Origin of the sequence: Marinovum sp. 2_MG-2023, assembly GCF_030548265.1 — a bacterium.
Taxonomy (GTDB): Bacteria; Pseudomonadota; Alphaproteobacteria; order Rhodobacterales; family Rhodobacteraceae; genus Marinovum.
The window spans coordinates 53,145-70,310 of record NZ_JAUOSD010000016.1 but is presented as its reverse complement, the minus strand read 5'-3'; the positions used below and the strand labels follow the sequence as shown (position 1 = coordinate 70,310).

The window sequence follows — 17,166 nt, the reverse complement described above, 5'->3', positions numbered from 1 at the left end:
GAGATGCCGGCAGGCCTGATTCAGGCCGGCAAGATAGCGCAGGCAAAATCGGGCAAGTGAGATCAGCCCGACAAAATTGGACAGGTGAAATCAGGCCGGCAAAATCAGGCGTTTTTGCTTAGCCGCGCTTCCAGCACTTCGAATGGCACGCCCGGTTGATCCTTGGCCCCACGGATCACCAGCGATGTCTTGACCGAGGCCACATTGGGCGCTGTCAGCAATTCACCGGTCAGAAAGCTCTGAAAGCTTGAAAGATCGGGCGCGACGCATTTCAGGATGAAATCCACCTCGCCGTTCAACATGTGGCATTCGCGCACCAGCGGCCAGGCCCGGCAACGGTCTTCAAAGGCTGACAGATCGCTTTCAGCCTGGCTGACCAGCCCGACCATCGCAAAAACCTGCACCTCAAAGCCCAATTCACGGGCATCAACCTCGGCGTGATAGCCGCGAATATATCCCTGTTCTTCCAGCGTGCGCACACGGCGCAGACAGGGTGGGGCAGAAATACCTACCCGTCGGGCAAGCTCGACATTGGTCATGCGCCCATCTGCCTGAAGCTCTGCCAGAATTTTGCGATCTATTGGATCAAGTCGTGTTCCCGGCATTTCGCCCTCCGCCGAATTGCGATTGTTATAACAGCTTGGCAGGCCTACGCAATTATCTTTCCAAATTACGCAAGATTCTTTTCATGCTGTGATTTTGCCCTGATCGGGGCGCATGACGGGGTTTCATGGCCTTTTCGTTTGAGGGCAGGATGGCTATATGCGGCGTCTGATAGAGATGCGCAAGCCAAAGGGGCACCACATGGCCGAGACCCGCCACACCAAAGTTCTGATCATCGGCTCCGGCCCAGCGGGATATACCGCCGGCGTTTATGCCAGCCGTGCGATGTTGAATCCGATTCTGGTGCAGGGGATTGAACCCGGCGGCCAGCTGACCACCACAACCGAGGTCGAGAACTGGCCCGGTGACAGCGAGGTCCAGGGCCCGGATCTGATGATCCGTATGCAGGATCATGCCAAGGCGATGGGCTGCGAGATCATTGGTGACATCATCACCAATCTCGACACATCGAAACGCCCGTTCACCGCAACCGGTGACAGCGGCACGATCTATACGGCGGATGCGGTGATTCTGGCGACTGGCGCGCGGGCCAAATGGCTGGGCCTGCCGTCGGAAGAGGCGTTCAAGGGCTTTGGCGTGTCGGCCTGTGCCACCTGCGACGGCTTCTTTTATCGCGGCCAGGAAATTGTGGTGATCGGCGGCGGCAACACCGCGGTTGAAGAGGCATTGTTCCTGACGAACTTCGCGTCAAAGGTGACGCTCATCCATCGCCGGGATGAATTGCGGGCGGAAAAGATCCTGCAGGATCGACTGATGAAAAACCCCAAGATCGAACCGCTGTGGTTTCATCAATTGGAAGAGGTCGTCGGCGAGGACAACCCCAAGGGCGTCGAGGCCGTGCGCGTCAAACATGTCGAGACCGGCGAGATCACCGAAATCCCGTGCAAGGGCGTGTTTGTCGCCATTGGCCACGCCCCGGCGAATGAGTTGGTCAAGGATGTGCTGGAGCTGCACAATGGTGGCTACGTCAAGGTCGAGGCCGGAAGCACCCGCACCTCGATCGCCGGCATCTTTGCCGCCGGCGATCTGACCGACCATGTCTATCGTCAGGCGGTGACCAGTGCCGGCATGGGCTGTATGGCGGCGCTGGACGCGGAAAAATTCCTGGCGGAACACGACGCGTGATCCCACGGGGCTGAACCCGACAAGGTTGATAAATATTGCCAATCTCCCGCCCTCGACACTGCCCGTGTCGGGGGCGGTTTGCATTTTGGGCCCCGCGCGCGCCCGGACAACCCTGTTGTTTTCGGCGTCAGGCGGGGGATACGGCGGGATTTCGCCCATTGGGGGCAATTGGGGCTTCCCTGAGACGGGTGTGCATGCGATGTGTTCAGCGTTGAACATACTTTTCGAGTCGCAGAAATGGCAACCGCCAAGACACAGCCTATCACCGACGAAGAAGCGCAGACCTTCCTGCTGCTTCGTCAGGTGGACCAAACGCCGGATGCATCGCAACGCGCGATCTCTTTGGCGTTGGGGGTGTCGCTTGGCACATTGAATGCGCAGCTTCGGGCCGCTGCTAAGGCCGGGTTCATCAAAATCAGCGAACGTGATGGCCCGGATCGGCGCCAGCGGTTCGCCTATGCGCTGACATCTCGCGGCGCGGCAGAGAAGGTCCGGTTGACAGATCGGTTTCTGGCCGGGAAATTCGCGGAATATGACGCGCTTCATGCGGAACTAACCGGCACGACAAGTGGCCTCATTCCTTTTAAGCATAGGACCAAATACATGCAGAATAACCTGGCACCCATTTCCGAGCTCTATGTCTCGTATGAGAGCGCGCAGAAGCTCAAGGTTGAAGCCGCCGATCTGGTGAGCCACGATCTGACGCCGCGCCAGATCTGTGATCTTGAATTGCTGATGAACGGCGGCTTCAACCCGCTGAAGGGCTTCCTGACCGAAGAAGACTATGACGGTGTTGTTGAAAACATGCGTCTGGCCGACGGTTCGCTTTGGCCCATGCCGATCAACCTGGATGTCAGCGAAGAATTTGCCGCGTCGCTGGAAATCGGCCAGGACATCGCCCTGCGTGACCAAGAGGGTGTGATCCTTGGCACGATGACCGTGACCGACCGTTGGGTTCCCAACAAATCGCGCGAAGCGGAAAAAGTGTTTGGTGCCGATGATGACGCGCACCCCGCCGTGAACTATCTGCACAACCAGGCCGGCAAGGTCTATCTGGGTGGCCCGGTGACCGGCATCCAGACCCCGGTGCATTATGATTTCCGGGGCCGCCGTGACACGCCAAACGAATTGCGCGCCCTGTTCCGCAAATTGGGCTGGAACCGCGTTGTTGCGTTCCAAACCCGGAACCCGCTGCACCGTGCGCACCAGGAATTGACGTTCCGCGCCGCCAAGGAAGCCCAGGCTAACCTGCTGATCCATCCCATTGTGGGCATGACCAAACCGGGTGATGTCGACCACTTTACCCGCGTGCGTTGCTACGAGGCGGTTCTGGACAAATATCCGGCGTCGACCACATCCATGTCGCTGCTGAACCTCGCGATGCGTATGGCTGGCCCGCGCGAAGCGGTCTGGCATGGTCTGATCCGCGCCAACCACGGCTGCACCCACTTCATCGTTGGTCGCGACCACGCCGGCCCCGGCAAAAACTCGGCAGGTGAGGATTTTTACGGTCCTTATGATGCACAGGACCTGTATCGCGCCAACCAGTCGGAAATCGGCTGTGAAATGGTTGATTTCAAACACATGGTTTGGGTTCAGGAACGCGCGCAATACGAAGCGATTGACGAGATCGAGGACAAGGACAACATCACCATCCTCAACATCTCGGGCACCGAACTGCGTCGCCGTCTGGCCGAAGGTCTGGAAATCCCGGAATGGTTCTCCTTCCCCGAAGTGGTCAAGGAACTGCGCCGCACCAAACCGCCACGTGCGAAACAAGGTTTCACCGTGTTCTTCACCGGCTTCTCCGGCTCCGGCAAATCGACGATTGCCAACGCCCTCATGGTCAAGCTGATGGAAATGGGTGGCCGCCCTGTGACGCTGCTGGATGGTGACATCGTGCGGAAAAACCTGTCGAGCGAGCTTGGCTTCTCGAAAGAGCACCGCGACCTCAACATCCGTCGCATCGGCTATGTCGCCTCTGAAATCACCAAAAACGGTGGTATCGCGATCTGTGCGCCGATTGCGCCTTATGCCGCCACCCGTCGCGCTGTGCGCGAAGACATCGAATCTTTTGGTGCCTTCATCGAAGTACACGTCGCCACCTCGATCGAGGAATGCGAACGTCGTGACCGCAAAGGGCTCTACAAACTGGCGCGTGAAGGCAAGATCAAGGAATTCACCGGGATTTCCGATCCTTACGATGTGCCTGTGAACCCAGAGCTGAGCGTCGAAACCGAGAATGTCGATGTCGACAACTGCGCGCATCAGGTCATCCTGAAGCTGGAAAGCATGGGTCTGATCGCGGCGAACTAAGCAGCTTTCGACATGAAAAAGAAAAAGGCCGCGGCGTGATGCTGCGGCCTTTGGCGTTTCGGTTGCGCGGTTGGCGCAGTTGTCGGGTCATCGGGTTTGTGAAACGTGTGTCGCGAAGCCTGTGGATTACAGAAACAGGTCGCCACTCATCAACACATGTGCGCGCCCGGCCAACCGCACACCCGTGATGGCATCTGCAGGGCCAATCACCTCGACCTGGGCCTCGCCGGGCCGTCCCATGCCGTGGCCCTGTTGCGCCACATAGTTCGGGCGCGTGATATGGCCATGATGCCAAAGCCAAGCGGCGGCGGCCCCGGTGGCCGAGCCGGTAAAGGCATCCTCGGGTGGATTGGGGGGCGGCAGCAACAGGCGGCCAAAGGTATCACCGGTCTCCGTCGCGCCCTGGCATGTGATCATATAGGGTTCGTACATTTCGCCGGGGCCGGCACCGATATGGCGCATCATCCGTTGCAGAGCCTCGGGATTCAGATGGGCGCGCAGGATCGTCTCCGGATCCCGCACCAGCGTGATACAAAACGGCAATCCGGTCGACGCGATCTGTGGCGGCGCAAGGATATCATCGGGGTCCAGCCCAAGAACCTCTGCCACCATGTCGCGTGGGACGGTTTGACCAAATGTCGGCGCGATCACGGTCATGCTGACCAGAAGCCCGACATCGTCATGGGAAATCTCGACCGGGATGATCCCGGCGCCGGTCTCAAGCGTGATCGCCCCGTCTTTGGCCAATTCTCGGTGGGCCAATGCGGCCACGCTGGCCACTGTTGGGTGCCCGGCAAAAGGGATTTCGCCACTGGCCAGAAAATAGCGAACCTTTACATCCGCGTGATCGGACGGGCCGAGAAACGTACATTCCACCAGCGATGTTTCGCGCACAAAGCGTTTGCAGGTCTCGTCGTCCAATCCGGCCGCATCATGCACCACGGCACAGCCATTGCCGCCAAAAGGGCTGCTGCTGAACGCATCCACCCAATCGACGGCAAAGCGTGTGGTCAATGCACCGCCACCGGCGCCATGTCGTTTTGCCGTGCAAGGGCAAAGGCCATCTTGCGATCCGCCACCAGCGCCAGCTGTTCGCCGTCTTCGCGGTGCACGGCGTAAAGCGTCTCTGCCCCGGCCACCTGACTGCGGACCTCTTCCGGCAAATCGGCGACAGCAACAGGTTTGACATAAACGATGTTGCGCGGCAGGGAATTCCCGAATTCATATTGCGTGTTCATGACTTAACCTTTCCTGATATTGATTGTCTGGACCACGGTCTGGGGCCGTTGCAGTGTCAGATCGACATGCAGCAGGCCATTTTCCATTGTGGCGTCCCCAACTTCGACACCTTCGGCCAGCACGAAACTGCGCTGAAACTGCCGGGCGGCAATGCCACGATGCAGAAAAACCCGATCGGTCGATTCGTCCCGCTGCCGTCCGCGAATGACCAATTGTCGGTCTTCGACGGTGATCGACAGGTCATCCTCGCCAAAGCCGGCCACCGCCAGCGTAATGCGATAGGAATGATCCGAGGTCTGTTCGATGTTAAAGGGGGGATACCCTTCGTTTCCGGCCTTGGCCGTTCGTTCCAGCAGGCGCTCCAGCTGTTCGAACCCAAGCATATGGGGATAGGACCCCAGGGTCAGTTTTGTCATGACACGTCCTTGGCAAATAAGCGACATCTCTGTTCCGGCCCCATCAGCGGCAACCGGATCGTAACAAATATGGTATCGGCTGGGCCGGGGCGCAAGACCTTTGCCAAAACGCTGGGGATTCAGTATCTTGACCTGTGGCCCGTTCGTGGCCCGTTCGTGGCCGGTCTGTGGCCCAGTAAAGCCCGCGTAGGAGAGCCAGTCGATGAACATGCAAGCCGAACTCGCGATGAAAACGGATGATGTCTTGCGCGTAGAGCTTGAGGTCTTCAAACGCGAGCATCGCGACCTTGACGAAGCCATTGCCGCCCTTCAGGGCGAGGGCCGGGCTGATGCCTTGACGATCCAGCGTCTGAAGAAGAAAAAGCTGATGTTAAAGGATAAAATCGCCCAGATCGAAGATCGCCTGCTGCCCGATATCATCGCCTGAACCATGGTTTCGATGCGGCGGGCACTCAGACGGGGGATGCTTGCGTCGGCGCTGCTGGTCGGTTTGGCGGCGCTTTGGCTGGGCGTGTCGCATGTGCTTTTGTCGCGTGGGCCTGTGTTGGGGCCGAAACCTGCGGGCGCGCTGCGTATCGCCACCCATAACATTCACTACATCGTTGTTGGTCGGGGGGCTGGGCGCTGGTCGGATAGGGCCTGGGACCGGCGCAAACAGGCGGCAGATGCGACATTCAAGGCGCTGGATGCCGATATTGTCGCCTTTCAGGAAATGGAGAGTTTCTCTGGCGGCAATGATGATCACAACAATCTCGCCCGCCAGTGGCTTTTGGCCCAAAACCCGGATTACGCCGCCGCCGCCATTGGCGATTGGCGCGCCTTTCCCTCAACTCAACCTGTGTTTTATCGGCGCGCCCGACTGGCGGTGGTGGATCAAGGCTGGTTCTTTTTCTCCGATACGCCGGATCAGATCTATTCGCGCACCTTCGATGGCTCTTATCCGGCCTTTGCCAGCTGGGTGGCGTTTCGCGATCGCCGGAATGACACCGAATTGCGCGTCCTGAATGTTCATCTGGACTATGCCAGCGCGGAAAACCGACGGAAATCCACCGCGCTCATCGTGGAAAAACTGAATCAATGGCGCGCCGAGGGGCGGGCGGTTGTTCTGGTCGGCGATTTGAATGCGCGGGCCGGATCGTCCGTGCTTGCATCGCTGGCACAGACCGGTCTGTCCTTCCTGCCTGTGGCGGGCGCGACCTATCATCTGGATCGCGGGCTGCATCTCTTTGGGGCAATCGACCATATCGGCCACACGCCAGAGATCACGCCCTTGGCCGCGCCAGTGGTCTTTCGCCAGAAACTGACGGCGGTCTGGCCAAGCGATCACTACCCGGTGGTGGCCGATTTCACCTCGGATTAGGCCCAAAGCCTAAGACTAATGCGCACCAAGCCGCCCTTTCATCTGACCAAAAATATCCCGGGGGGCTCGGGGGGCTGGCCCCCCGTCGGTCGCTTGCGATCCACCCGGACATTTCGGCGTCGGGAATTTCCGGGCACGGTAAAACCCGATCTGTTCAATCCGATTGCCAACAGGCCCGGTCCGGCTATAGTGCCCGCTCTTGAAAACGGGGGACAAGATGACAAAGCCGGTTGTGGGCATCATCATGGGCAGCCAATCGGACTGGCCCACCATGAAAGAGGCGGCAGAAGTGCTCGATGAATTGGCGGTTGCCTATGAGCCGCGCATCGTGTCGGCCCATCGCACGCCGGACCGGCTGTGGGACTACGGCAAAACCGCTGTCGAACGCGGTCTTCAGGTGATTATCGCCGGGGCCGGCGGCGCGGCGCATCTGCCGGGCATGATGGCGTCGAAAACCCGCGTGCCGGTGATTGGCGTGCCGGTACAGACCCGGGCGCTGTCCGGGGTTGATTCGCTGTATTCCATTCTGCAAATGCCGCGCGGGTTCCCGGTGGCAACCATGGCGATCGGTGCGGCCGGGGCCAAGAATGCCGGTCTGATGGCCGCGGGCATTCTGGCCTTGCAGGACCCCGCTCTGGCCGCGCGGCTTGACAAATGGCGTGCCGATTTGGCCGCTTCGATCCCGGAGGTCCCGGTAGATGACTGACGCATTTGCAAACGCTTTGCCACAGGGCGCGGTGATTGGCATCCTTGGCGGCGGGCAATTGGGCCGCATGTTGTCCGTGGCCGCCAGCCGGTTGGGGTTTCGCTGCCATATCTTTGAACCGGGTGAAAACCCGCCCGCCGGTCATGTGGCCGACCGGGTGACCACCGCCGGGTATGAGGACGAGGCGGCGCTGCGTGCCTTTGCCGCCGAAGTCGATGTCATCACCTATGAATTCGAAAACATCCCCACCGCGGCGCTGGATCTTTTGGAAACCCTGCGCCCGATCCGCCCGGGCCGCGAGGCCCTGCGCGTGTCGCAGGACCGGATGACGGAAAAGGATTTCCTGACCGGATTGGGGCTGACCTGTGCGCCCTACGCCGATGTGTCTGACCGGGCCTCTCTCGATGCCGCGCTGGATCAAATTGGCACTCCGGCCATTTTGAAAACCCGGCGCTTTGGTTATGACGGCAAAGGTCAGGCGCACATCATGACGCGTGACGATGCCGAGGCCGCCTTGGCGGATATGGCGGGCGCTCCGGCGGTGCTCGAAGGATTTGTCGACTTCAGCCATGAGATCTCGGTGATTGCCGCGCGCGGTCTCAGCGGTGAGGTGGCCTGTTACGATCCCGGCCAGAACGTGCATGTGGATGGCATCCTGCGCACCACAACGGTCCCGGCAGAATTGCGCCCGATGATGCAGGCGGATGCGGTGTTGCTGGCGGGGCGTATTTTGAATGCACTCGACTATGTCGGGGTGATGGGGGTGGAATTGTTTGTCACGCCCAAGGGCGTGGTGGTGAACGAGATTGCCCCCCGCGTGCACAACTCCGGTCATTGGACCCAGGCCGGGTGCAGTGTCGATCAATTCGAACAGCATATCCGTGCCGTGGCCGGCTGGCCGCTGGGGGATGGATCACGTCATGTCGATGTGGTGATGGAAAACCTGATTGGCGACGACATGGACCGGCTCGAGTCGCTTGCGCGCGACCCCGACGCCAGCCTGCATCTCTATGGCAAGACTGCGGTCAAGCCGGGCCGCAAGATGGGCCATGTGAACCGCGTCCAGTCGGCCTCTGCCAAATAGCGCGCCGTTCCGGCGCACAGGGGTGTTCCACCCCCAACCTGTCCTTCCCCCGGAACCGGGGGAAGGGAGCGCCTGGCCGGGCGCCCCAGACACAATAATGTCGTAGTGGTTGCATAGGCCGGTTGAGGGGGGCTTCAGGACCCACCAAAGCAATGCTTGTGAAAGCCGTCCCTCGTCTGATCCGTTCATGACAACGTGCTCACGTCCGGCAAGCAAAATAGCCGTCTCCCCGCAGGCGGGGGCCCTCGGCGATTTTGCATGCAGGCCGCTGCGCGCGATGTCCTGATCTCCTCAGGCGAGGGACGGCTCCGAAGCAATGTTTGGTCCGGTGGCGTTTGTCAGGTTGTGTTGGTTAGGCGGCTGGCGGTTTCGCCGGTCAGATAGGTGAAGACGCCGTTGGAAAGCGTCGCCTCGACGAGGCGGGTTTCGCGGTCCAGGATCACGAGGTCGGCGCGTTTGCCAGGGGTGATTTCCCCCCGGTCGGTCAGGCCAAGCACCGCCGCCGGATTGGTGGAAATCAGTGCCCAAGCCCTGTCCAGATCCATGATGGCGGTGTCGACCAATTCCCAGATCGCATTGCGTGGCGCGGGATAGTGGTAGTCCGAGGCCAGCGCCGTAACGAGGCCCTGTTCCACCAGATCGCGCGCAGATGCATTGCCCTTGTGGCTGGCACCGCGGGCCACATTCGGCGCGCCGAGGACCGTGGGCATGTCGCGGGCCAGTGCGGCGCTGGCGGCCTCGGCTGTTTCGGGGAATTCACTGATGGTGATGCCACGGGCGCGCCATGTGGCGACGTCATCCTGGGTGGAATCATCATGGCTGGCCATTTGAACACCGCGTGCCGCCAGCCTGGTACAGAAGCTGTCCAAAGCGGCGGGCACCTCGGCAGAGCGGGCATGCATTTCCATCATCATTGCAAGGTGCGCTTCGGGGTTGCGGCCCGATTTCAGCGCCGTGCCGGTCAGCCGGGGCGGGCGTTTGCCCGCGGCGAGGTGGTCATGCGGCAGGTGGTCGTTGAAGGCGACGTAGCGGATGTCGTGCTGCGCAATCAGGTCAAGCATCGCCGGATGGGCGTCGAGCATATGGGTTTCCAACCGCAGTTGCACCCGCAGGTCGGTGCCCAGGGTGGGGGCGGCAATCGCCACGGCCTCTAGCATCCGGGTGGCAAAATCGGGGCTGCGCAGCCCGCCTTCCCAGCTGTAGAACTGTGCCAGAACGGCGGTGGTGATGCCGTTGGCGGCCAATTCGGCCTCGGCCGAAACGATGCCGGCGGGCATATGCTTCATGGCGCCGCGCCGGGGGGCGAGGTGACGTTCAAAGCCATCGCCGTGCAGGTCGACAATGCCCGGCAGCACCAATTTCCCCGGCAGGGACACAGGCCGCACGCCGCCCGTCGCAATCAGACCGCCGGCAATGGACAGCGGATCGTCGCGCCAGCCTTCGGGCGACAGCCAGCGGGTGCCGTTCAGGCAAAGTTCGATACTCAATTCTCTTCTCCGAAAACCGCGCCTGCCAGGTCCATGTCCGGGTCAAACCGGCCTTCGCGCAGGAACAGAAGGGTTTGCCGCATCACCAGCGGGTTGTTCATCAAAAACGTATGGGTGACCGGCAGGGTGATGTGCCAATCCATGCCGTCGACCTTGGTCGAGGCGACAGAGACTTTGCCATCATCCGGCCCCTCGATCAGCGAGGAAAAATAGGGGTTGAGCGACCGGTCCCCGGCAATTACGCCCAATTCCGCATCAATCGGTGGCAGCTGCGGCGGCAGGCTTTCCGGGTCGGTGCCCAGTTGCAGACCGGCAGGGCCATTGAGCCAGCGAAACAGCTCAAGCCCGCCAAGATCATCCACCAGCTCGCTGCCGTGGTTGGGTGGGGCCAGCATGACAATGCGGCCCATGTGGTCCGCGCCGGGGTGATCGCGCAGCCAGACCCGCAACAGGATGCCGCCCATGGAATGGGTCACGAAATGCGTGGTGGCCGTGCCGCATTTGGCAATGGTTTCCGGCAGCGTGGTGTTGACCAGCGTTTCCACATCGGCAGTGGTCGACGGGTAGGAGGCGACAACCGTGTCATAGCCTTCGGCCTGCATCACCTGTTCCATCACCGCAAAGCTGAGGCCGGTGCGCGCCAGACCATGCAGGAAGACGACACAATCCGCCCGGGCCAGGCCGGGCAGGGCAAGTAGGACAAGGACAAGGGCATAACGCATAGGCCGACAGATAGGCAGAGTTGTCGGGCTGTGAAAGGGGCGCTGCCGCCCGTGACGAAGCGTTACCGTGACCGCAGCGAAACGGCCACACCCCCCAGCACCAATCCTGCGGCGAGGACAAATCGCAGTGTGAGCGGCTCTGCCAGAAAGACCATGCCACCAGCCATCGCAATGATGGGCACCGTCAATTGGACGACCGCCGCGGTGGTTGTGCGCAGTTGCGGCAACACCGAGTACCACAGCGCATACCCCAGCCCGGATGTCACGGCCCCCGCCAGAATGGCCAGCAGCGCGCCGCGCAGGTCGATGCCATCGGGCCAGATCAAAAAGGTGCCCAGCCCAAGCGGCAAGGCCCACAGGAAAGAGGCGCTGGTGGTGGCCAGGGGCGCGCCGGCCCGACGGCCAATCAGCGAAAACAACCCCCAGCCCAAGCCAGCTGCGCACATCATGGCAAAACCCCAGGGATCGGGGCGTTCTGCGCCGGGGGCCATCAGCCAGACCAATCCGCCAAAGGCGATCAATGCGCCGAAGCTGCGCATGGGCGACAGCGGCTCACGCGCGAAAACCGCGCCCAGAAACATGGTGATCTGGACCCCGCCAAACAGGATCAGCGCACCCACCCCGGCGGGCAGGGTGACATAGGCAAAAGAGAACCCAAGGATATAGAGTGTCAGGGTCAACACCCCCGGCAAAAGCGCCCGGCGTGGCCGCAGCGCGGCCAAATCCCCGCGCACACCGACCAGCAGGCACAGCAGGGCCGCACCAGAGGCCAGGCGGATCAGAGCAAAGGCCGCAGGCCCGGTTGTGGCACTGTCCAATGCCATGCGGTTCAATACCGAATTGGCCGCAAAGGCCAGCATGACCAAAGCGGTCCAGCCGATGATGCGCATGGGTTAACCTGTCCGTGCTGGAAAAATCTGTTGCAGGATGCCAACCGAGGCAAGGTAGATCGAGGTTGTGACCAATCCCCAATGTGCCCAGCTTTCGGGGTGGAAATTGACCCAGGCCGCCCAGCCGGCAAAAAACGTCCAGGCCAGGGCCACCGGCAGCGACAGGCCGCGCCAGCGTTCGGTGCGTACCGGGTGAATGAACTTGAGCGGCAGGAACATGGCCACCGCAAAGACCACAACAATTGCCAGGATCACCGGCGGCGGCGGTGCGATGGAAAACATCACGATCACCACCATGTTCCAGCAGCCCGGAAATCCGGCAAAGGAATTGTCACGGGTCTTCATCCCGGTATCGGCAAAATAGAGCGCGCTGGAAAACGTCACCACAATGATTGCGATCCAGCCGGGCCATCCCGGCAAAAGCCCGGATTCAAACAGCGCAAAGGCGGGAATGAACACATAGGTCAGATAGTCGATGATCAGATCCAGTAGCACACCGTCAAATCGCGGGGCATGGGTCTTGACGTCGTATTTGCGCGCCAGTGGCCCGTCGACGCCATCCACGGCAAAGGCAACAACCAGCCAGACAAACATCATCGGCCAGTTGGATTGCACCGCCGCCAACAGGGCGAGCATGGCAAACACGGCTCCGGTCGCCGTCAGCCAATGGATCGAAAGAGCGCGCAGCTTGGTCATTGGGATGTCATGTCGGATATGGCGGTTGGATTCAATGGGGGGCGCTGGCAAGGTGGGGAAAATCTCTGTGAGAATTGCCCCAAGCGGGCCCAAACGCGCAAAGGCCACCCATGTCCGATACTCTGTTTGCCCCGTCAAAGCCCGTCACCGTAGCAATTGCGGGTGAAACGGCGACCTATCCGGTCCGTCGAATTTTCTGTGTCGGGCGCAATTATGCGGCCCATGCCGCCGAAATGGGCAATGAGGTGGATCGCGAGGCGCCGTTCTATTTCACCAAATCCCCGCATTCGATGGTGGCGAGCGGCGCAACCGTGGCCTATCCGCCGGGCACCGGCAATTATCATCACGAAATGGAATTGGCCTTTGCCCTCGGGGTAGAGGTGTTTCGCGTGCCCGAGGATGAGGCTCTGGCGGCGGTATATGCCTATGGCTGTGCGCTGGACATGACCCGGCGTGATCTTCAGGCCACCGCCAAGGACAAGCGGCGTCCCTGGGATCTGGCCAAGGATTTCGAGAATTCTGCTGTTCTGGCGCCAATGACGCGGGCGGATGCGTTGCCGGCGATCGGGTCGCAGAAACTCTGGCTTGATGTGAATGGCACCCGCCGACAGGAGGCCGTCCTGGATGACATGATCCACGGCGTGGCGGGAATCATCACGCATTTGTCGGGCTATTATCATCTGGGGCCGGGGGATGTGATTCTGACCGGGACACCGGCCGGTGTCGGCCCGGTGGTGGCCGGTGATGTTCTCGACGGCGGGATCGAGGGGCTTGCCCCGGTGCATCTGACGGTCGCGCCCGCGCAATAGATCCGATCTGGATCTTGGGGGCAGGCCCGGCATCATATGTGCCGGGCCTGTCTCTAACGTATTGATATTTCATATAACTATTTGACGCAGGTCTGCCGGATACTTGGGAATTGCCGCTTGTTAGTTACAAAAGCGACTGCCAGACTGGCTGCCAAGACATAACAAACGGTCGATCCATGTTCCTTGGAGAGGGGAAAACATTCGCTGGACGGAGTTAGTTATGATGTATATCTATTTGAGCAAGACACGGCGACCGCACAGAGGAGAGCGGGCAGCCGCGGCGTGAATGATGCGCTCTGGGGGGCGGGTTTTTGATCGGACCATGGTCTTGGCCAAGAATCCGAACAGCTGAATTGTTTTGCTGTGAATCCCACATTGCGACAGAGTTGCGCCAAAAAGAACGCGATTGATCAACGGGAGGAAACTATGATCAACAAGCAAAAACTGACCAAACTTGCCAGCGGAACTGCGCTGGCGATTGTGCTGGCTTCGGGGGCGGCAGTGGCCCAGGAGGTGACACTGCGGATGCATTCATTCCTGCCAGAGCAGGCCAATGTGCCCCAGAACCTTTTGATCCCCTGGGCCGAAAAGGTTGAGGCAGAGTCGGATGGGCGGATCGACATTCAATTGTTCCACGGCATGGCCTTGGGGGGCACACCGCCGCAGCTGATGGATCAGATGATGGATGGCGTTGCGGATATCGTCTGGACGCTGCCGGGCTATACACCGGGCCGCTTTCCCCGCACCGAAGTGTTCGAATTGCCCTTCACCATGACCACCGCAGAAGCGGCCAGCCGGGCCTATTGGAAGCTGGCGGAAGAAACGATGATGGATGCCGATTTCAAGGATATCCATCCCATCGCGCTGCATGTGCATGGCCCCGGCGTGATCCATTCCAAAGACCCGGTTGAGGCTCTGGAAGATCTGAATGGTGTCAAATTGCGTGCACCGACGCGTGTCACAAACATGATGTTTGGCGCGCTGGGCGCAACGCCCATCGGGATGCCGGTTCCCGCCGTTCCCGAGGCCCTGTCCAAGGGCGTGATCGACGCAACCGTGATCCCGTGGGAGGTGACAGGCGCGCTGAAAGTGCCGGAGCTGGTGACCAACCACACCGAATTTGGCGGCGATACCGCGCTTTACACCGCCACCTTTGTCTTTGGCATGAACAAGGCCAAATATGACGCGCTGCCGGATGATCTGAAAGCGGTGATCGACGCGAATTCCGGGCTGGAAACCTCTGCCTGGTTCGGGCGTCAAATGCAGGAAGATGATGCCCCGGAGCGCGAGACCGCTCTGGATCTTGGCAACAATGTCATCACCCTGACAGATGCCCAGACAGACAGCTGGAAGGCCGCAGCCCAAGGCACGATTGATGCCTGGATCGCTGAAATGGACGAAAAAGGCCTGGATGGCACGGCTGTGCGCGCCCGCGCGCTGGAGCTTATTGCCGAAGGCGCAATGTAACGCGCATTTTCCCGGCGGCCCTGCGTCGCCGGGATTTTCGCGACGACATTCCCCTCTGGTCACATACTGGAAATTGACATGCTGAAGAACATGGACCGACTCGCCCGGTTGATGGCGATTATTGGTGGGCTGGTGATGACGTTTCTTGTGCTCTTGACCTGCGTTAGCGTGCTGGGTCGGGGCCTGAATACGCTTGGCCATTCCGGGGCCATTGGCGAGGCGCTTGGCCAGGCGCTGATCAATGCCGGGGTCGGCCCGGTGGCGGGCGATTTCGAAGTGGTCGAAGCCGGGATCGCATTCGCGATCTTTTCTTTCCTGCCGTACTGCCAGCTGCACAGTGGCCATGCCACGGTCGACATCTTTACCCAAGGATTGCCGGCAAAAACCAATCAATGGCTGATCGCTTTCTGGGAGGTGATCCTGACGCTGGCGATCTTGTTGATCACCGTGCGGCTGTTTGCCGGGACGGTCAGCAAATACCAAAACGGCGAAATCACCTTTTTGCTGCAATTTCCGGCCTGGTGGGCCTATGCGGCCAGTTTCATTGCGGCCTGTGTCGCGTCGATCATCGCGCTTTATTGCGCTTTTGGCCGTGTCGCCGGTGCCGTGACGGGCCGTCGCTATATGCCCGATACCGAAGGAGCGATCCATTGAGCTTGCTAGAACTGGGCTATCTGTCCTTTCCCGTCTTGTTGGTGATGATCTTTTTGCGGGCGCCGATCGGGCTGGCGATGTTGCTCTGTGGGATTGGCGGGCTGTGGCTGGCCACGGACGGCACCACGGTGTTCATGGCCAAACTGAAGAGCGAGACCTATTCGACCTTCTCCAGCTATTCGTTGTCGATTATCCCGTTGTTTCTGTTGATGGGGCAGTTTGCCACCCTGTCGGGCATGTCATCGGCACTGTTCAAGGCGGCAGAAAGCTTTCTCGGGCACCGCAAGGGCGGGGTGGCGATGGCATCGGTCGGGGCCTGTGCCGGGTTCGGGGCGATTTGCGGCTCGTCCCTGGCAACCGCGGCCACCATGTCACGCGTCGCTTTGCCAGAGCTGAAACGCTATGGCTATTCCGGTGGCTTTTCGACCGCGACATTGGCGGCGGGCGGCACATTGGGCATTTTGATCCCACCCAGCGTCATTCTGGTGATCTATGCCATTCTGACCGAGCAAAACATTGCGAAACTGTTCCTGGCGGCCTTTGTGCCCGGTATTCTGGCGGCGATCGGCTATATCATCACGATCTCGATCTATGTCCGGGTCAACCCGGATGCGGCGGGGGTGCGCCCGCCGGTGCCGATGGCCGAACGCATTCGCAATTTCCTTGACGTCTGGCCGGTGGTGCTGGTGTTCGGTTTGGTTGTGGGTGGCATCTATGGCGGCTGGTTCACCCCGACCGAAGGCGCGGCGGTGGGCGCGGCGGGCACCGGGATCATCGCATTTGTCGGCGGCAACATGTCCTGGGCTGTCTTCAAGGAGGCAATCCTGTCGACGGCATCCTCGACCGCAATGATCTTTTTCATCGTGTTGGGCGCGGGATTTTACAACGGCTTTCTGGCGCTCAGCCAGGTGCCGCAGGAATTGTCGTCCTGGGTTGTCGGTCAGGGTTTCAGCGCCTGGACGGTGCTGGCGATGGTCCTGGTGTTCTATCTGGTTTTTGGCTGCCTGATGGACAGCCTGTCGATGATCCTGTTGACCATTCCGATCTTCTTTCCGGTGATTTCGTCGATGGATTTCGGATTTGTCGATTTGGCGGTGATGCAGGCCGATGCCGCGCGCGATGTGCTGGCCTCTGGCGTGCCCGAAGGCATGGCCGCGGACATGTTGGAGGGCATTCGAACCGCGATGGCAACCGGGGTCGAGCTGACGCGCGAACAGATGCAGGCGCTGGGTATTCGCGTGACCGAAGGCATGGCCAACCGCATCGAAGCCGAACAGGTGGCGATCTGGTTTGGTATCCTTGTGCTGATCGTGGTCGAGGTCGGGTTGATCACCCCACCGGTCGGGATGAACCTGTTTATCATCAATACGATGGACCGAAGCACCCCGATGATCGAAACCTACAAGGCGGTGATCTGGTTTGTGACATCGGACCTGATCCGGGTTGTGTTGCTGGTGCTGTTTCCGTCAATCACCCTGTTTGTGCTCAGCCTGTGATCGCGGCTTGATCCGGCACGAAATTCAACGCCCGGCTTCCTGTATGGGGTCGGGCGTTGTGCGTTTTGCAGGGCA

At 60.4% G+C, this 17,166-nt stretch carries 18 protein-coding genes; 10 read left to right on the top strand and 8 right to left on the bottom strand.

Going from position 1 to position 17,166, the window contains the following annotated elements; translation table 11 throughout:
• Nucleotides 1-104: 104 nt before the first annotated feature.
• Nucleotides 105-605, bottom strand: coding sequence for an Lrp/AsnC family transcriptional regulator (locus Q4577_RS16960; RefSeq protein WP_244688611.1), 501 nt, complete (start codon nt 603-605; stop codon nt 105-107).
• A gap of 199 nt (nt 606-804) precedes the next feature.
• On the opposite strand from Q4577_RS16960, the gene trxB reads away from it, so the two are divergent.
• Both trxB and Q4577_RS16950 read left to right on the top strand, forming a co-directional pair.
• Entirely contained in the window at nt 805-1,749 is a 945-nt protein-coding gene (trxB, locus tag Q4577_RS16955; RefSeq protein ID WP_303471039.1) for a thioredoxin-disulfide reductase, read from the top strand.
• A 237-nt stretch (nt 1,750-1,986) separates the two neighbouring features.
• Nucleotides 1,987-4,065 carry a bifunctional sulfate adenylyltransferase/adenylylsulfate kinase gene (locus Q4577_RS16950; protein ID WP_303470935.1) on the top strand — a complete coding sequence of 693 codons (2,079 nt, stop codon included), beginning with the start codon at nt 1,987-1,989 and terminating at the stop codon, nt 4,063-4,065.
• Nucleotides 4,066-4,191: 126 nt separating this feature from the next.
• On the opposite strand, the gene Q4577_RS16945 is transcribed toward Q4577_RS16950, so the two are convergent.
• Genes Q4577_RS16945 through Q4577_RS16935 form a run of 3 tightly spaced genes read right to left on the bottom strand, consistent with a single transcriptional unit; the run spans nt 4,192 to nt 5,720 of the window.
• Nucleotides 4,192-5,079, bottom strand: coding sequence for a PhzF family phenazine biosynthesis protein (locus Q4577_RS16945; protein WP_303470932.1), 888 nt, complete (start codon nt 5,077-5,079; stop codon nt 4,192-4,194).
• Nucleotides 5,076-5,303: a DUF1150 family protein gene (locus tag Q4577_RS16940; RefSeq protein WP_244688617.1), complete on the bottom strand. Its 228-nt coding sequence runs from the start codon at nt 5,301-5,303 to the stop codon at nt 5,076-5,078. The genes Q4577_RS16945 and Q4577_RS16940 overlap by 4 nt, the downstream gene beginning before the upstream one ends.
• A 3-nt stretch (nt 5,304-5,306) precedes the next feature.
• The gene (locus Q4577_RS16935; protein ID WP_244688619.1) at nt 5,307-5,720 is read right to left on the bottom strand and encodes an Hsp20 family protein; all 414 of its coding nucleotides are present in this window, start codon (nt 5,718-5,720) and stop codon (nt 5,307-5,309) included.
• A 202-nt stretch (nt 5,721-5,922) separates the two neighbouring features.
• Between Q4577_RS16935 and Q4577_RS16930 the strand changes: the two genes are divergently transcribed.
• The 4 genes from Q4577_RS16930 (at nt 5,923) to Q4577_RS16915 (ending at nt 8,870) form a co-directional block, all read left to right on the top strand.
• Complete coding sequence (locus tag Q4577_RS16930) at nt 5,923-6,147, top strand: YdcH family protein (RefSeq protein ID WP_244688622.1); 225 nt, start codon at nt 5,923-5,925, stop codon at nt 6,145-6,147.
• Between the two features lie 36 nt (nt 6,148-6,183).
• On the top strand, nt 6,184-7,080 hold the full coding sequence (locus Q4577_RS16925; protein WP_303470924.1) for an endonuclease/exonuclease/phosphatase family protein: 897 nt from the start codon (nt 6,184-6,186) through the stop codon (nt 7,078-7,080).
• Nucleotides 7,081-7,297: 217 nt separating this feature from the next.
• Nucleotides 7,298-7,786, top strand: a complete 489-nt coding sequence (gene purE / locus Q4577_RS16920) for a 5-(carboxyamino)imidazole ribonucleotide mutase (protein WP_303470922.1) — start codon at nt 7,298-7,300, stop codon at nt 7,784-7,786.
• Entirely contained in the window at nt 7,779-8,870 is a 1,092-nt protein-coding gene (locus Q4577_RS16915; RefSeq protein ID WP_303470919.1) for a 5-(carboxyamino)imidazole ribonucleotide synthase, read from the top strand. Before purE ends, Q4577_RS16915 begins: the two co-directional genes overlap by 8 nt.
• A gap of 338 nt (nt 8,871-9,208) precedes the next feature.
• Here the strand turns inward: Q4577_RS16915 and Q4577_RS16910 are convergent, their stop codons facing one another.
• The 4 genes from Q4577_RS16910 to Q4577_RS16895 all read right to left on the bottom strand — a co-directional run bounded on the left by Q4577_RS16910 (nt 9,209) and on the right by Q4577_RS16895 (nt 12,665).
• Nucleotides 9,209-10,357, bottom strand: coding sequence for an alpha-D-ribose 1-methylphosphonate 5-triphosphate diphosphatase (locus tag Q4577_RS16910; protein WP_303470916.1), 1,149 nt, complete (start codon nt 10,355-10,357; stop codon nt 9,209-9,211).
• The gene (locus Q4577_RS16905; protein ID WP_303470913.1) at nt 10,354-11,079 is read right to left on the bottom strand and encodes a triacylglycerol lipase; all 726 of its coding nucleotides are present in this window, start codon (nt 11,077-11,079) and stop codon (nt 10,354-10,356) included. The genes Q4577_RS16910 and Q4577_RS16905 overlap by 4 nt, the downstream gene beginning before the upstream one ends.
• A gap of 62 nt (nt 11,080-11,141) precedes the next feature.
• Nucleotides 11,142-11,969 carry a DMT family transporter gene (locus Q4577_RS16900; protein ID WP_303470911.1) on the bottom strand — a complete coding sequence of 276 codons (828 nt, stop codon included), beginning with the start codon at nt 11,967-11,969 and terminating at the stop codon, nt 11,142-11,144.
• Between the two features lie 3 nt (nt 11,970-11,972).
• Complete coding sequence (locus Q4577_RS16895) at nt 11,973-12,665, bottom strand: phosphatidylcholine/phosphatidylserine synthase (RefSeq protein ID WP_303470909.1); 693 nt, start codon at nt 12,663-12,665, stop codon at nt 11,973-11,975.
• Nucleotides 12,666-12,775: 110 nt separating this feature from the next.
• Between Q4577_RS16895 and Q4577_RS16890 the strand changes: the two genes are divergently transcribed.
• From Q4577_RS16890 to Q4577_RS16875, 4 genes are all read left to right on the top strand, one after another.
• A complete protein-coding gene (locus tag Q4577_RS16890) occupies nt 12,776-13,474 on the top strand; it encodes a fumarylacetoacetate hydrolase family protein (protein ID WP_303470906.1) in 699 nt (232 codons plus the stop codon).
• Nucleotides 13,475-13,900: 426 nt separating this feature from the next.
• Entirely contained in the window at nt 13,901-14,941 is a 1,041-nt protein-coding gene (locus Q4577_RS16885) for a TRAP transporter substrate-binding protein (protein WP_303470904.1), read from the top strand.
• Between the two features lie 78 nt (nt 14,942-15,019).
• On the top strand, nt 15,020-15,595 hold the full coding sequence (locus Q4577_RS16880) for a TRAP transporter small permease (protein ID WP_303470902.1): 576 nt from the start codon (nt 15,020-15,022) through the stop codon (nt 15,593-15,595).
• The gene (locus Q4577_RS16875; protein ID WP_303470900.1) at nt 15,592-17,091 is read left to right on the top strand and encodes a TRAP transporter large permease; all 1,500 of its coding nucleotides are present in this window, start codon (nt 15,592-15,594) and stop codon (nt 17,089-17,091) included. The genes Q4577_RS16880 and Q4577_RS16875 overlap by 4 nt, the downstream gene beginning before the upstream one ends.
• The last annotated feature ends 75 nt before the right edge of the window (nt 17,092-17,166 follow it).